This is a genomic window from Spirulina sp. 06S082, assembly GCF_034932145.1.
GTDB lineage: Bacteria > Cyanobacteriota > Cyanobacteriia > Cyanobacteriales > Spirulinaceae > CCY15215.
In genome coordinates this window covers 1-16,067 of record NZ_JAYGHV010000003.1, presented here as the reverse complement: position 1 = coordinate 16,067, position 16,067 = coordinate 1, and the positions used below count along the sequence as shown (strand labels likewise).

Here is a 16,067-nt window from a genome sequence, read left to right as displayed (position 1 = left end):
AGAATTGCCTCGATCGCGCGATCGCAGGAGGGAAAAAAATGGGATAATCGAGCCAAAGTTAAGTCTGTACTTCTGTAATGAAAACTTTTCTCCCACAACCCAATCTCAAGTTGGCTCTCCTCAAGGTGGCAACGGTCTTATTGGTGCTGTTAACGATTGGCTTCTCGACTGTTGGTGATTATGGTGTCTGCTGGGATGCAGGGACAGAAATTTCCACGGTAAAGTACAATTACGAACTGATTACACGAGGTCGCGAAATTCCCAAGGATTTAAAATACTATGGCATTGTTTTTAATGTTACCAGCGAAATTGCTTTTCAAATTAAAGAATATGCAACCAAAGGACTATCCCACAATCCTTTAGAAGCACAGGCGATCGAGGAAGGTGATGCAGGAATGGCTCAAGCTATTTACGAACGATTACAAGTTAAGCATCCTGTTACTTTTTTAGTGGCTATGATTGCTTATATTTGTGTTGCCGCGATCGTTGGTATTCTGGTTGGTATTGATTATGCTTGGTTTGGTCCCATTGTTTTAGCTTTATTTCCTCGTTTTTGGGCGCATGGATTTTTTAATCCTAAAGATATTCCTTTTGCAGCGATGTTTACTCTAGGAACATTAATGGGCGCACTTTTAGTCAATTTTTACTTGCAAAGGAAGGAATGGGAACTCAAAGTAGGATGGAATAAAATTACTCTCTATTCTATCTTGTATGGTATTTTAGTGGGTTTAGTAACAGGAACGCGAATTGGCGGATTTTTCTTATTATTTTTTATTGTTCTGGCTCATTGTTTGACACGGTTCGATCTGCCCCAGATTGGGCGAGATATTCCTCGTTATTGGCTTTTCTATCTTCTCATTGGTATTGCTTGGATGGGGACAACAACCCTAGTTTACCCGGCTTCTTGGTCGAATCCTGTTGGCTGGTTTCTCGATACGCTTCACTATACTTCTAATCATGGCTGGCCGGGGGTTAATTTATTTGCAGGAGTGGAGATTAAACCCAGCGAAAATCCTTGGTATTATTTGCCCTTATGGTTCTTTCTTTCTAATCCTTTTATCTGGCTGGTTTCTCTTCTTCTCGGTCTAATTTTTATCGTTCAAAACTATCGAGTTTTCACCAATTTACAACGTGCCTGTATTGTTTTGGTTTTACTACAAGTTTTCTTTTCTCCTTTCCTTGCCATTGTCTTACACTCAAACATTTACTCGGGAATGCGTCAATTTCTCTTTATTATTCCAGGGGTTGCGGCTATTGCTGCTGCAACTCTCAGTTGGATTTATCAAAAAATCTGGCAAAACTGGGGCAAATTATTCGCGATCGCCTTATTCATTGTTTTAATTAGTCCCATTATTTTTGATACAATTACGCTACACCCTCACCAATATCTTTATTTTAGTCGCATATCGGGAGGCTTGAGTCATGCTCATGGGCGTTTTGATACGGATTACTGGGGATTAACTTTACGAGAGGGGACAGAATGGGTTAACGAAAATGCCGAGCCTAATTCTACCCTTTCCATTGGCGGTGCGACTTATATCGGACAAATGTTTGCTAAACCCGATCTTAAAGTTTTAGATATAGAATTTGATTTAGATTATGGTTTAAAAGGTCGTCCCGATTACTATGTTGCCATGCCTTATATCGAATTGCCCGATTTATTTCCCGAATGTCCGATCGTTCATAATGTTTCCAGGCAAGGTGTTCCGATTACAATTATCAGAAATTGCCGACAAGCAACAAAATCCCAATAGACTTTATTCTTTAATCAAATTACATTCACAAAAATGCAAGAAATTCAACAGAAATATGAAAGCCAAAACCAATTACAAACGTTCTCTGAAGACGATCCTTTTACAGTAGAACGATACGAACAATTTTGTCGATTTTTCCCACAAAATGTACGGCGAGTTTTAGATGTTGGCTGCAATACCGGTCGAGGCGGAGAACGTTTAAAAACCCTCAATCCTACTTTAGAAATTTTTGGACTCGACTGCGTTCAAAACAGATTAAATGCTTTACCCGATGCCTATACGGGAAAAATTTATGGATTATCGAATGATATTCCTCAAGAAGATGAATCTTTTGATGCCATTGTTGCAGGAGAATTTCTCGAACATTTATACCCGAGTGATGTCGATCGCACTCTTTGTGAATTTCAAAGAATCTTGAAAATAAAGGGACGTTTATTATTAACTACACCTCATCCCCATTATCTCAAAAACAAATTAACGGGTGGAACAGTTTATGGAGTCAGTCATTTGACCCAGCATTTTCCCCAAATTCTCAAATTACGCTTACAAATGCACGGATTTTCTCGGGTGCAAATATTGGGTTCTGGAAAATTATCTCGCTATCTCGGCTACTATTTTCCTCTCAAATTTGTTTATGGTAGTTATTTGATTTTTGGAGATAAATACTAACAACTCTCCGATCTCAGTTTAAATACCTTTGTTCTGTAAAGATTTATTGCGATCGCCAAATCTTGGTGAATTTTGTGATATTTTCTAAACTCAAATCCTGCTATCCAGAGGAGAGGAAAAATGGTTGGGAATGTAAGCCGAGACGCGATCGCTTTTATCAAATCTCTGCTCAAATCTGTCATTTATAAGATTAATCTAGATCACGAACGCAATCGACTTTTAAATAATCGCATTAATAACATAGAAAGTTCATTGATTCGGATTAACAATTTAGGCTTTAAACCGAAATTGATTTTTGATGGTGGTGCAAATAAAGGAGATTTTACGCACTTTTGTACTCAGCTTTGGCCGGATGCTCAAATTGCTTGTTTTGAAGTGTTACCCCATCGCGTTGTCGAACTGCAACAATTAGAACAGAAAAATCCCAATGTCAAGGTTTTTCCCGTACTTTTGGGACAAAAGAATTGCGATCGCATCCCCTTTTATGAGTTAGAAGGAGATGCGGAAACAGCGTCGAGTATTTTAGATGCGACGAATTCTTTTAACCTCCCACCTAAATATCATCCCATGCGAACCATGAATGATGTCATTGCTAAAGATTTTAACGGTCAGGCACCGGATTTGGTTAAATTAGATGTGCAAGGTTACGAGTTAGAAATTCTTAAGGGTGTAGAAGAGAATTTGGCAGGAATTCAAGTCATTATTGCAGAACTTGCGGTTTTAGAGCTTTATCAAGGAACGCCTTTACTCTCTGAAGTGGTGCAATGGTTTAGCCAACGCAATTGGGAGACTTATGATATTTGTGGTTTTTGGCGTCGTCCTCTCGACTTGGCGATGTGGAATGTCGATTTTATGTTCGTTCCTCGGGATCATAGCTTACGACAAGATAAAAGTTATGGAGACAAACAAAAATAAAGAAGAATTAAGAATTATTTCATTTAAACAATGATTTTGTTGTTTAAATAGTTGGCAAAAGCAGCGAACATCAAGAAATACAAGGTTTTACGCAGCATTTATAAAGAGAATGCGTCAAAAATTGCGATCGCCCAAATTTCTGAGACAATGCTCTAGCAACGAACAGACAAACATTACGAAATATTACAATTACTTGCTGGAGGCAATCTTTTATGAAATTGGCTTATTGGATGTATGCTGGACCCGCGCACATTGGCACCTTACGCATTGCGAGTTCTTTTAAAAATGTCCATGCGATCATGCACGCACCTTTGGGGGATGATTATTTTAACGTCATGCGATCGATGTTGGAACGAGAACGAGAGTTTACCCCCGTTACAATCAGTGTTGTCGATCGCAATGTTTTAGCGCGAGGTTCTCAAGAAAAAGTCGTCGATAATATTACCCGCAAAGACCAAGAAGAAACCCCCGATCTCATTGTTCTGACTCCTACCTGTACTTCGAGTATTTTGCAAGAAGATTTACAAAACTTTGTCGATCGCGCGCAATTAGACTCAAAAGGCGATGTTATGCTGGCGGATGTCAATCACTATCGAGTCAATGAATTGCAAGCTGGCGATCGGACTCTCCAACAAATCGTTGAATTTTACATTGAGAAAGCGCGTAAAAAAGGCGAACTTCCTGAAGGGAAAACCGAGAAACCTTCAGTTAACATTATCGGCGTTTCTACCCTTGGTTTTCACAACCAACACGACTGCACGGAATTGAAGCGTTTGATGACAGATTTGGGAATTGAAGTGAATGCAGTGATTCCTGAAGGTGCCAGTGTTAATGAGCTTAAAAACCTGCCGAAAGCATGGTTTAATCTCGCTCCTTATCGGGAATTGGGCATGATGACGGTAGAATATTTACAAAAGGAATTTGATATGCCTTATGTTGATATTACACCGATGGGAGTTGTTGAAACTGCTCGCTGTATTCGCCTCATACAAAAGATACTTAATGAGCAAGGTGCAGATATTAACTACGAAAGTTTTATCGACAATCAAACTCGTTATGTATCTCAAGCAGCATGGTTCTCTCGTTCCATTGACTGTCAGAATTTAACGGGTAAAAAAGCTGTAGTTTTTGGGGATAATACTCATGCAGCAGCAATGACCAAAATTCTAGCACGAGAAATGGGCATTCATGTCGTTCTTGCGGGAACGTATTGCAAGTACGATGCAGACTGGTTCAAGGAACAAGTTAGCGAATATTGCGATGAAGTTTTGATTAGTAACGACAATGGAGAAATTGGCGATGCGATCGCGCGGATCGAGCCTTCTGCTATCTTTGGAACTCAGATGGAACGGCACGTGGGTAAGCGTTTAAGCATACCTTGTGGGGTCATTGCGGCACCGATTCACATCCAAAATTTCCCCATCGGTTACAGTCCATTTATGGGCTATGAAGGCACTAATCAAATTGCCGATTTGGTCTATAATTCCTTTACTTTAGGCATGGAAGATCACCTCTTAGAAATATTTGGCGGTCACGATACCAAGGAAGTAATTACTAAAGGAATTTCGGCGGATTCCGATCTCAATTGGAGTAAAGAAGCAAAAGGAGAATTGAATAAAATTCCTGGTTTTGTGCGCGGAAAAGTCAAGCGCAATACCGAGAAATTTGCCCGCGATCGCGATATCGGCGAAATCACCTTAGAGGTTATGTATGCAGCCAAAGAAGCTGTAGGCGCATAAGCTATGATGAGAGGAAAGGACATTTGTTTGAGTGTCCTTTCCTGTTTGAATATTTTCTAGAGAAAATGACAGAAAAAACCATTATCGGGGAAACAAATTATATGGACAACATAAAGATTCTTGAAGATTCTGATAAAATTACAGGATTTTATGATAAGGAAGCCGATGTATTATATCTTTCTTTGGGCGATCCGGCTGAAGCAGTTGCTGTTGAAATTGAAGATGGCGTACTTGCACGTTACAATGAGGAAGGAGATCGTGTAGTTGGCATTACTTTAATTGGATTGCGAAAGCGCATTCAACAAGAATTGAATCATCATTTAAAAGTCTTACCTCATGAAGAAGGATGGGGTGTAATTGAAAGAAATGAAGAATTGCCTGCAAGAATTTTTACAGATCGGGAAAGTGCATTAAAATATGCTCTTGGCATTGCCAAAGTCCAATGGTGTGAGGTCGTAATTTATAGCCAAGATAATCAAATTGAACAAGTGCTTAATCCTACAATTGATAAAATTATCAAAAAGAGAGTGAATGGTATAAAATCTCTTGAATTTTCAACGCATTAACTCGCAAGTTTATTTCGTGAAATTTCCTAGATTGATTAAGGAGAAATATAGGTGATAGAATTTAGACATAAGGAATAGCGAAAATTGAAAGAATTCGATAAGCCGATCCCACAGAAATTATTAAATATTGTTGATAAAAAGAGAAAAAACTTATTTGCATGGCGCGGTCAATTTTCTCCACAGTTGATTGAGACTTTTCTCAAATTTTACTGTCTCCCTGATTCAATTGTCCTCGATCCTTTTGCAGGAAGCGGAACGGTTTTATTTGAATCGGGGAATTTATCTCTTGCAGCCTATGGTTTTGAAATTAATCCAGCCGCGTTACTGATGAGTAAAACCTACGAGTTTATTAATAAATCTAATAAAAAAGATGTTATAGATCGGTTTAGAGAAAAACTAGAACGAGAGTTTCCTGTAAGAATATTAATGGAATATGGACAAACTATTGAAAATTTAGAAGAGACAATACTGAAAATTGACAGCGAACTCGATCGGGAAACAAAAATATTATTTGAAGCATTAATTATTCTTCTCGATCTAGGAAAAAATCAAATTACCAGTGATTTGATCCAAAAAAAGTTTTTCTGTTTAGTTAAAATAATTGAAGGTTTATCTTTCTCTCACAAAGCAATTAAAGTTGATTTTTCTGATGCAAGACAACTCCCTATTCATAACAATATAGTTGATTTTGTTATCACTTCTCCACCTTACATTAATGTTTTTAACTATCATCAAAATTATAGAAAATCTGTTGAAATTTTAGGATGGGATGTTCTAAAAATAGCAAAATCTGAAATTGGCTCAAATAGAGCTAATCGAGGAAATCGCTTTTATACTGTTGTTCAATATTGTTTAGATATGGCAGATGTTTTACAGGAACTTTCAAGAGTTAGTAAGAAATTTGCCCGTATTATTTTAATTGTTGGATATGAATCTAAAGTCCTAGGTGTTCCTTTCAATAATGCCGACATTATTGAAAGAATTGGAATTGCATCGGGTTTATATGAAAAAATTTTAAGGCAGAAGAGAGAATTTAAGAATAAATTTGGTAAAATTATTAGAGAAGATATTCTAAACTTTAGCAATTTAAAGAATTGTCATACAGATATTTCTTCTATTGCGAGAAATGTGGCTCTCGATGTTTTAGAAAAAAGCATTGGCCAAGTTTCTCCCAAAAATCATACTTATTTAGAAGATACGATTGAAAAAGTTTTTGATATTGGCAAAACAAAAATTCTAAATCCCAAAGAAAATATCTATCAATTTGAAAAAATTGAACTTAAATCAGCATCACTTCCTCTATTACTTCATTGTAGTAAAACTATGCCTGAATTACCACAGCCGCATTATACAAAGTTAATAGCTTGTCTGAATAATCCTCGCTTACCTAGTGCCGATCGCGATCGCGTTGAAGAAGCAATCAAAAAATATCACGAATGGATCGAGGAATTGAAGTTAGTTGAATGTGGACAAATTAATAGTATTCAGAAATTGGTAGATGCAACCAATCGATATAAAAAGTTTGTGGAACTCGATCTTATATTTGATAGTTCCAAGAATTTTCTCTACAGACAAAAAGGACAACTAAAGTTAGACAATACAATTTTAGAAGAGTTTTTACCTCATCTTATGTTTCGCAGTTTACGAGGAATTGATGAATCCTTTGAGTTGGGACCAAAGAAAACCTTTTCTGGTCTGAGTTTTTCTTCATCTATTGGCGATCTTGGCGATGCAGGTAAACCATCAATTCGTTCTAAAGATCAAGATTTTATATTAGGGAAAAAGTTATATCTCAAAACATCTTTCGAGCCAAATTTTCAACAATATCAGTTAATTGAATCTCATCTTGGTTATATTTGTGCAGAATGTAAAACTAATTTAGATAAAACTATGTTTCAAGAAGCTGTTGCAACAAGCAGAGACTTAAAAATAGCTGTTCCTGGTTCTCTATATTTTTTGATTTGTGAATTTTTGGATATGAAGCCTGTTTCAATTGTGTCAACACAGATTGATGATGTTCTCATTGTCCGCAAATCAAAGCGAATGTCAGCTAATCTTAGACAAGAATATAAAACACCAGAAGCAAGATATATCCATCGATCGGAGTATGAAGAATTTTTGGATTCTTCAAAATATTATGCTGATGTTTTTCAAAGAATGATCGATAAAATTCAAACTATAATTGATGATTCGAGTCCATCTATCGATCGCGTTCTCGATCGCGGTCATTTTTAAAAATAAAAGGATAACACAAATAGTATCAAACTCTAGAAACCCCAACAAATCAATGAAACCTAAATTTAAAACAACTCAAGATTGGGAGAAAGCCCAAATTCTCATGCAGCCTTCCTTAATTCGCGTTATCGATAATATTAGGACGCAGCTTGATACTTCTCGCTGGAAGGGGACTTATGAGGATATTCAAGAACCTTTTCCGGGTCATCGACTGCGCTTGACTTATGAAAAGCGATCGCTTACCTTCGATATTTGGGATTTATGCTTTCAAGCCTGTTTTCTCAATTATCCTCCCCCTTCTCATTGCCAACCCGAGGGGGAAGTCGAAGTTGAGATTGACTTGCGCTTGTTTGATGAACAAGGAGAGGTGGATTGGAATATACTCGATGATAAAGTCAAACAATTGGTAGATGCAATTTTTGCCGATTTATCCTAGTATTTAGTCATCAGTTATCGGTTATTCGGAATATGACACAAACATTGCAAGAAATTCAGGTCAGTTTAGGAGCAGTTTTTGAGGGAGAATCTACGATTCCTAATAGTTTTGGCAATGATTTAGCGGCTTTGTCAGCGATTAAAAAGGGTGTTATCTTGTGCGATCGCTCTAATTCTGGACTAATTCGACTGACGGGAGAAGATAGAATCCAATTTCTCCACAATCAAAGTACCAACGATATTAAACGCTTGCAACCCGGAGAAGGCTGTCAAACGGTATTTGTGACCTCTACAGCTAGAACAATCGATCTCGCAACAGTTTACGCGACAGAAGAAGAGTTATTGCTTTGGCTTTCTCCTGGTCAAAATCAATCGATGATGAAATGGTTGGATCGCTATCTTTTCCCGATGGATCGCGTTAAATTAACGGATATTTCCGCAGAAATGGCGATTTTTACCCTGATTGGCGAGGGAAGTGAAGATTTTGCTAAAAATCTGGGTTTAGAGGGGTTATCGAGTCAGTTAGAGGGCAATCATACCCAATTTAACTTAGCGGGAGAGGAGGTGAGAATTGCAGTAGGAAATGGTTTGGGACTGCCTGGATATACTTTGATAATGCCTGGGACAAGTGCAGGGAAACTGTGGGACAAATTGGTAAAAAAAGGAGCAATACCTGCCGGCGATCGCCTTTGGGAACAGTTGCGAATTCAACAAGGAAGACCTCTTCCTAAAGCCGAATTAACAGATGAATACAATCCTTTAGAAGCGGGTTTATGGAGTAGGATTTCTTTTGAGAAAGGCTGTTATATCGGTCAAGAAACTGTCGCCCGTCTTAATACTTATAAAGGAGTCAAACAACGCTTATGGGGGATCAAGTTAGATGCACCTGTTGCACCAGATACTCCTATTATTATTGAGGAAAAAAAAGTGGGTAAAATTACCAGTTCTATCGATACTAACGAAGGGTCATTAGGGTTGGCTTATTTGAAAACAAAAGTAGGAGGAGAAGGTTTAAAAGTTAAAATAGGTGAAAGTACAGGAGAATTGATTGCTGTACCATTTTTAAGTCACGAATATTATGAAGGCAAGCAATCCTAATTTATACTCAATTGGTTGTTTTATTTTGTCCCCAATATTCCGATTGTAGTTCTTCTAATTCGCGATCGATTTGGCTTTGAGATGTTCCTGTAGGAGGCGCGATCGCCTTTTGTGAACTTACCCCAGTAAATTGAGTTTGTAACTGTTCTAACTCCAAATCGATCGCAGTAGAAATTGTTTGCAAATCTTGCAATATTTCTGAGATAGAACCATAGCGCTGACTCATTGCTGCCATTAACATCTTATCAAGAATTTGTCCTAAATCTGCACGAATAGGGTGCTTTAGATATTTTTTCCATGTCCACGATCCCTCATGAATATCGAAGAGATCGAAAGGATGCAAACCCGTTAATAAACTAATACAAGTCACCCCCAAACTATAAATATCGCTGGCATAAGTTGCCCGACCGATCGCCTGTTCCGGTGCCAAAAATCCCGCAGATCCGATCGCCGTTCCCGTTTCTTGCAAAGTTTCCGCATTAATGACTTTAGATGCACCAAAATCGACCAAAAATAACAAGCGATCGCTTTGACGGCGAATAATATTTTCCGGTTTAATATCGCGATGAATGACTTGATGTTCGTGGACAAATGCTAACACGGGGAGGAGATTTTCCAATAAAGCCCGAACTTTAATTTCATCAAATATGCCTAATTTTCCAACTTCTCTCCCTAAATGATCCCCCGCAATGAATTCCTGTACCAAATATTGGCGATCGCGCAAAGAAAAATAAGCCAATAAATCGGGAATTTGGGGATGACTTCCCAACTCATCCAACTGAATTGCTTCTCGTTGAAACAATTCTGCGGCTTTGGCGATCGCACTTTTTCCAGTTGCGAGGGGAAAAAATTGCTTAATCACGCAATAAGGTTGTGAAGGTTTATCTTCGTCGATCGCCAGAAATGTTTTCCCAAAACCCCCTTGTCCCAAAGGTTTGAGAGTGCGATAGCGATCTTTGAGCTTTAATTCTCCCCCACAAGCATGACAATATTTCGCATCATCGGGATTTTCCGGTTGAGAACAGTTGGGATCGACACAATAACTCATGGGTGCAGAAATGCAAACAATATTTCCTCCTTCTATGGTATGACTCAGGGAGAGAAATTATCGCGATCGCGAATCTTCACTGTTGGAAGCGATATGATAGAAAGGCATAAAAACCAATAGGGTGAAAGTTTGGCGGTCAGGAACCTCAGCCTAAAGGCGTGAGGCTTGAAAGAGAAATCTGACAAGCCATTCTGACCAGACTAAGTACCCAGCGTACTACGTTATTTGGGTCACGACACCTGGGAATGCGAAGCTAGTTCCTCGCTCTGTCGTTAGCAGTTAAACAATTTTAAGGTCACTGAAATAGTGCTGCTAACCTAACAAGCCCTAATAACATTGTCGAAGCTAACATTACCCCGAAAGGGAGGCTCGAAAGAGCAAAACCGCTATGCGTACAGGGTTGTTTAATTAGATACAGTAATTGTCCTGTTAAAAGTGCAATGCAAAAGCACCCTAATTAAACAACTCCAAGGCGGTAGCTAAACTAATATAAAGCCGTCCTATAAGGACGGGGTTTCTACCCAATTTTTCGATGAATACTACCGCACCGGAAATTTACAATGATAATCTTTTCGATCGCCTATTTATCGCGTTATTTACCCACAAAATGGCGATCGTCTTGGATAAAACAACGAAACTAAAGGGTTATGACGGCTTTGTAGACCTATCCGAACAGATTGTACGCGGTCGCACCCCCAAGGAACAGCAAGAACTTGTTGCAGTTGTTTTACAGTCCCTAGTCCCCGAACAAATTCTGGCGATCGTGCGGAGTGTTTTTTCGCCGACTAAATTAGTTTGCGAACTTAATGCTTGGTTTGGGGCGAATTTATTTCAATGGTTAGTAGGTTCTTGTGAGGTCGTTGCAGTAGAAATTCCCACAGAAAATGAAACCATAAAAAGCCAAAAAAGTGGCATTCATATTAAAAAATGTAGATATTTAGAGAACAGTGGTTGCGTGGGAATGTGCGTGAATATGTGCAAAATTCCGACTCAAGAATTCTTTACAGAAAAATTTGGCATTCCCCTCACCATGATTCCCAATTTTGAAGACCTCAGTTGCGAGATGATTTTTGGACAGACTCCCCCTCCTCCAGAGGAAGATCGAGCCTACAGCCAGCCTTGTTTAGCAAACCAGTGTTCTTTAGGAAAACAATCCCTAAAACCCTGTCCTAAAGTGCAAAAATAGAGTGTAAGAGTTAATGATTTCCTGTTCATTATTAAAGAAGGGCTAAAGCAGTGGGGGCGGAGAGACTTGAACTCTCACGACCGATAAAGGTCAACGGATTTTAAGTCCGCAGCGTCTACCATTCCGCCACGCCCCCGAGTTAATTTTTTCGACAGTTATATAGTATAGCAGATTTTAAAATAGAATGGAGCATCTCGCGATCGCATTTTTTTATTTTGCTTCTTTGTTCCTCTTTCCGGCAAAATTGACTAAAATAGAGTTGGTTCGGCTGCAACGTTGGTGACTGCCAATATTGTTTTTAGATCTATGCTTTGATAATAAGGGAGTCCTTAATCGTTTGCGCGGCAGTAAACCGAGCTTGTACTCGGAAACTTTATGCAGCAGACACGACACCCACCTGGGTTTGCCCAGGTCAAAAACTGAGGTAAAACGGCGAAGCGGTGAACCAATTCTTTAAAAATCCCCCTAGTGGTTTGGCTGCTAGGGGGATTTTTTATCCCTCACCAGTTGTGTTAAAGATCGGCGAGATATTTCTCTAACGCATCACCGACAAGCTGAGTCATGGAAACATTCTTTTCTTTGGCTGCAACTTTGATGCGATCGTAAATTTCGTCATAAATCCCCACCCGATAGCGAATTTTACGCCCTTGGGGACGACGGGATTTAATTGGCTGGGGCGCTGGCTGATAATTTTCCCCATACTCTCGTAAGGCTTCAAAACCGACGCGATCGCAGAAAATCCCAAAACTTTCCCCAGGTTTTCGATCTGTTTTGAAATAAACAAATAAAGGTTCGAGGAAAGTTTCTAAATCATCTATGGGCATTTTCTGCACAAAAGGCCGCGCTAAAGTAGTTTGATTGGGGCTTCCTCCCAACCAAATCTGATAGGCTTTTGGCGCACTACCCACAAATCCTAATTCTGCCATATAGGGACGGGCGCAACCATTGGGGCATCCAGTCATGCGAATGACGATTTCCTCGTTTCCCATGCCTAATTTCTTTAATAGGGCTTGAATGCGGTCTAAAATGCTTGGTAATACCCGTTCTGACTCCGTAATCGCTAAACCGCAGGTGGGGAGTGCCGGACAAGCCATTGAATAACGGACGAGGGGCGCGATCGCACCAGGATCGACAATGACACCATGCTGCACCAAAATACTCTCAATTTTTTCCCGCGCTTCTGGAGCAATTTCGTACAGGGTAATATTGTGATTGGCCGTCAGCAGCATGGGAATATTAAAAGTCTCTACAATTTCCTTTAAAGCTGCTTTTAAGCGGAATTTCCCTTCATCTTTAACCCGACCGTTTTCGACGGAAACGCCCAAGAATAACTTACCGTCGCCCTGTTCGTGCCAGCCTAAAAAATCCTCATATTTCCATGCCGGCAAAGGTTTCAACGGTTCGATAGTTTTACCGAAATATTTCTCAACCTGCGCTTTAAACTTGTCTACCCCCCAATCATTGAGGAGATATTTCATTCTCGCATGACGGCGTTGAACGCGATCGCCATAGTCTCGTTGAGTCGCAACAATAGCTTTAAGCAGATCGTAAACATCCTCCTTGGCAATATAGCCGATCTCGTCCGCCATCCGTGCAAAGGTTTCTTCCTTATTATGGGTTCTTCCCATTCCTCCCCCAGCAAAGACATTAAAGCCTTGCAATTCCCCTCGTTCGTCTGTCATGACCACAAAACTCACATCTTGGGTATAGAGGTCAATGGAATTATCCCCCGGTACCGTGACGCTACATTTGAACTTGCGAGGCATATACTGGGTGCCGTAAATGGGTTCTTCTTTGTCGTGGAAGATCGTCCCATTGCCATTGCGCTGCCTGGCTGCTTTTACTTCCGGGGCTTCTTCCCCACTGATGACTTTTTCCCCATCCAACCAAATCTCGTAATATGCCCCAGTTTGCGGTGTCAGCAAATCGGCGATTTTATTAGCATATTCTTGCGCCAATACATATTCAGGGCGGTTTTTGTAAGGGGCTGGGGGTGCCATGACGTTACGATTGAGATCGCCGCAGGCACCCAAAGTCGATCCTAAATTGTGAACGATCGCGCTGATGGTGGCTTTTAAATTCTTTTTGAGAATGCCGTGAACTTGAAATCCTTGGCGGGTAGTGATTCTCAAGGTATGATTGCCGTATTCATCCGCCAAGCGATCTAAAGTTAAGTAAAGTTCTGGGGGAATATAACCGCCAGGGCTGCGGGTTCGCAACATCATCTGATAGTCTTTTTCTTGCCCTTTGACTCGATTATCCCGATTATCTTGTTGATAGGAACCGTGAAATTTCAGGATTTGAATGGCATCTTCGCTGAAATGGGTGGAATCGTTTAACAGTTCTGTCGCTAGGGGTTCGCGTAAACAATTACTGCGTTCTTTAATGCCCTCCAGTCGAGAAACTTTGGCAGGGGCGGTAGGTGTTTGAACCATAGGAAATTAAATTATGGCGATCGTTTTGGCAGGGAAACGCCAGAAAACCTTAAGCATTCTGGCGTTTTAGACTCCCTATTATACCAACTCAGCGAGGGCGCGATCGCACTTTCTAGTTTACGATTCCTTAAGCTAGAATTTGTAGCCTACACCACCTTGAAAACTAAGGGCATCGGCGGAACTGTTTTGATAAGCATCGATCCCCCATTTCGTATCGCCATAAACGATGATGCTATCTCCAAATTGTGCCTCAGCCCCGGCGGTGAGAACAACCGAGTTACGATTGCCCAATGGGGTGGGTTGTCCGTCTGCTTCCACAAAAGAATAGCCACCACCCACGTAAACATTAGCGTTATTCGTAATAGGAATATCGTAAGAAACGATGGGCATCAGGGCGCTGGTTTCATCGCTAAAGAGAATTGCCCCTCTGACAGAAACCGGGGCTTCAGGAACCGCAAAACGTCCTTGAATATTGCCCCCAAAAGTAGCAGCATCCCCAGTTTGTCCCCCATTGGTTACGCCCGCAGAAACCCCAGCGCCAATATATGTGGCATCAGTGCCGGGTTTATTATCTTGTTCGGCAAATGCGGCATTGGCTGAGAATAAAGCAGTAGAGATTGCGGCGATCGCGATCGCGCTTTTGATTAATAGTCGTTGCATGGTTAAATCCCTCAATTTATTTTTGTTGCGTGTTTCTTTTGTCGTTTCAAAAATAGAAAAGTTCCTAGATTTTATTTACTTTTTTATCCCTGTGACGCTTGAAAAAGATGCACAATTGTTTGTTTTTTTGCTCTACAATATATAGTCTGTAAAAAAAGGGAAGTTCACATACAAAGAGATTAGATGTAAACTTTTATGCCTCTACAAACTTTTTTTATCTCATGCCAATTTCTGCACGAAATTCTCGCAGCGATCGTGCGTGATTCTCAATCCTAATACAGCGATGAAGTAAATCGAGATTGAGATCGGGTAAAAGTTGCGATCGCTCGGTTTCTTGATATTCTTCATCTGTATATGTTTGTAGTGTAGACTTAGGGATTAACAATGCGGCAACAGCAACTCTGGACAAATAATCAAAGACAAGGAGAAGCAGGAGTCACGCAAATGCAAGGAAATGGCTTGCTTTGTCGCTATCGTGGGGCATCAGTAACAGAGGCAAAAAATTGGTTTATACAAACTTGGCAGTTTTACCGTCAATCCAATTTTGGAGAAAAGGCGATCGCGCCTAGAGTTTGGCTTTGACAGAACAGTATACAGTAATTTTTAATTTTTAATTTTGAAACGTAATGAAAAACTGGACAAAAAAGAACTATTTCGAGATATTGTTTCTACTTGTTTTGATAGGTATTATTGCCATACAATTTTTACCCAACCTCTTTAAACAAGAAACAATTACGATCGCGATCGCTGTTTCCACACAGGATAGGGCTGAAAATTTTACAGGAGGACAAATAATTGACGGTGTTCAACTATATTTCGATAAAATTAATGCAGCAGGAGGAGTGAATGGAAAACAACTGCTATTAGAAATTCATGACGATCGACTCGATCCAGAAGTTACCGCGAAAGAAATTGTCGATTCTGCTGCTGTTGCTGTACTTGGACATTATACAAGCAAAAATTCTTTAGAAGCCGGGAAAATTTATCAGAAATATGGAATTCCTGCAATTAGTGGAAGTGCAACTGCAGATAAGATTACCAATAATAAGTGGTATTTTCGTACTATCTTCAGTAACACAGAGCAAGGAAAATTTCTTGCAAACTATCTTGAGTATGTCATGAACGCGAAGAATATTTATACGATCTATGAAGATGATCCTTACAGCTTAACCTTAACAAAAGCAATTAAAACTCAACTCAATTCATTCGATCGCCAATTAGTAGGCGAACAAAAAATAAATCGTAATGAAAATACTGAAAAAGCAACCGAACGCATTATTCAAGATTTACAGAGATTAAAAGAAAGCGGACAAAATCTTGATGCCAT

At 39.8% G+C, this 16,067-nt stretch carries 14 protein-coding genes, 1 tRNA gene, 1 other RNA gene and 2 pseudogenes; 13 read left to right on the top strand and 5 right to left on the bottom strand.

Annotation, left to right across the window (positions count from 1 at the left end; genetic code table 11):
* Positions 1-77 precede the first annotated feature (77 nt).
* The 9 genes and pseudogenes from VB714_RS00635 (at position 78) to VB714_RS00595 (ending at position 9,411) form a co-directional block, all read left to right on the top strand.
* Positions 78-1,754 (top strand): hypothetical protein, encoded by a 1,677-nt coding sequence (locus tag VB714_RS00635; RefSeq protein ID WP_323220127.1) that lies wholly within the window; start codon positions 78-80, stop codon positions 1,752-1,754.
* Between the two features lie 33 nt (positions 1,755-1,787).
* Positions 1,788-2,423: a class I SAM-dependent methyltransferase gene (locus tag VB714_RS00630; RefSeq protein ID WP_323220124.1), complete on the top strand. Its 636-nt coding sequence runs from the start codon at positions 1,788-1,790 to the stop codon at positions 2,421-2,423.
* Positions 2,424-2,543: 120 nt separating this feature from the next.
* On the top strand, positions 2,544-3,338 hold the full coding sequence (locus VB714_RS00625; RefSeq protein ID WP_323220122.1) for an FkbM family methyltransferase: 795 nt from the start codon (positions 2,544-2,546) through the stop codon (positions 3,336-3,338).
* Between the two features lie 212 nt (positions 3,339-3,550).
* Positions 3,551-5,077: a ferredoxin:protochlorophyllide reductase (ATP-dependent) subunit B gene (gene bchB, locus VB714_RS00620; RefSeq protein ID WP_323220120.1), complete on the top strand. Its 1,527-nt coding sequence runs from the start codon at positions 3,551-3,553 to the stop codon at positions 5,075-5,077.
* Between the two features lie 65 nt (positions 5,078-5,142).
* Positions 5,143-5,643 (top strand): DUF2283 domain-containing protein, encoded by a 501-nt coding sequence (locus VB714_RS00615; protein WP_323220118.1) that lies wholly within the window; start codon positions 5,143-5,145, stop codon positions 5,641-5,643.
* A gap of 84 nt (positions 5,644-5,727) precedes the next feature.
* A pseudogene (locus VB714_RS00610) lies at positions 5,728-5,955 on the top strand (DNA methyltransferase); the annotation flags it as partial.
* Positions 5,956-5,970: 15 nt separating this feature from the next.
* Positions 5,971-7,878 (top strand): Bpu10I family restriction endonuclease, encoded by a 1,908-nt coding sequence (locus tag VB714_RS00605; protein WP_323220190.1) that lies wholly within the window; start codon positions 5,971-5,973, stop codon positions 7,876-7,878.
* A 52-nt stretch (positions 7,879-7,930) separates the two neighbouring features.
* Complete coding sequence (locus tag VB714_RS00600; RefSeq protein ID WP_323220116.1) at positions 7,931-8,314, top strand: hypothetical protein; 384 nt, start codon at positions 7,931-7,933, stop codon at positions 8,312-8,314.
* Positions 8,315-8,346: 32 nt separating this feature from the next.
* Positions 8,347-9,411 (top strand): folate-binding protein, encoded by a 1,065-nt coding sequence (locus tag VB714_RS00595; RefSeq protein ID WP_323220114.1) that lies wholly within the window; start codon positions 8,347-8,349, stop codon positions 9,409-9,411.
* A gap of 7 nt (positions 9,412-9,418) precedes the next feature.
* Here the strand turns inward: VB714_RS00595 and VB714_RS00590 are convergent, their stop codons facing one another.
* A complete protein-coding gene (locus tag VB714_RS00590; RefSeq protein WP_323220112.1) occupies positions 9,419-10,459 on the bottom strand; it encodes a serine/threonine-protein kinase in 1,041 nt (346 codons plus the stop codon).
* Between the two features lie 532 nt (positions 10,460-10,991).
* Here VB714_RS00590 and VB714_RS00585 point away from each other — a divergent pair.
* Complete coding sequence (locus VB714_RS00585; RefSeq protein WP_323220110.1) at positions 10,992-11,645, top strand: DUF4033 domain-containing protein; 654 nt, start codon at positions 10,992-10,994, stop codon at positions 11,643-11,645.
* Positions 11,646-11,696: 51 nt separating this feature from the next.
* On the opposite strand, the gene VB714_RS00580 is transcribed toward VB714_RS00585, so the two are convergent.
* Positions 11,697-11,781: transfer RNA gene (locus VB714_RS00580), tRNA-Leu, on the bottom strand.
* Between the two features lie 126 nt (positions 11,782-11,907).
* Between VB714_RS00580 and ssrS the strand changes: the two genes are divergently transcribed.
* Positions 11,908-12,092, top strand: a non-coding RNA gene (ssrS, locus tag VB714_RS00575) — 6S RNA.
* Positions 12,093-12,157: 65 nt separating this feature from the next.
* On the opposite strand, the gene sir is transcribed toward ssrS, so the two are convergent.
* The 3 genes and pseudogenes from sir to VB714_RS27255 form a co-directional block, all read right to left on the bottom strand.
* Entirely contained in the window at positions 12,158-14,080 is a 1,923-nt protein-coding gene (gene sir, locus VB714_RS00570; protein ID WP_323220108.1) for a sulfite reductase, ferredoxin dependent, read from the bottom strand.
* A 132-nt stretch (positions 14,081-14,212) separates the two neighbouring features.
* Complete coding sequence (locus VB714_RS00565) at positions 14,213-14,740, bottom strand: hypothetical protein (protein WP_323220106.1); 528 nt, start codon at positions 14,738-14,740, stop codon at positions 14,213-14,215.
* Positions 14,741-14,954: 214 nt separating this feature from the next.
* A pseudogene (locus VB714_RS27255) lies at positions 14,955-15,065 on the bottom strand (Uma2 family endonuclease); the annotation flags it as partial.
* 59 nt (positions 15,066-15,124) lie between these two features.
* Here VB714_RS27255 and VB714_RS00555 point away from each other — a divergent pair.
* Together VB714_RS00555 and VB714_RS00550 are read left to right on the top strand one after the other, a co-directional pair.
* On the top strand, positions 15,125-15,322 hold the full coding sequence (locus tag VB714_RS00555; protein ID WP_323220102.1) for a hypothetical protein: 198 nt from the start codon (positions 15,125-15,127) through the stop codon (positions 15,320-15,322).
* Positions 15,323-15,366: 44 nt separating this feature from the next.
* Positions 15,367-16,067 (top strand): ABC transporter substrate-binding protein (locus VB714_RS00550; RefSeq protein WP_323220100.1); only part of this gene is annotated, 701 nt, incomplete at its 3' end.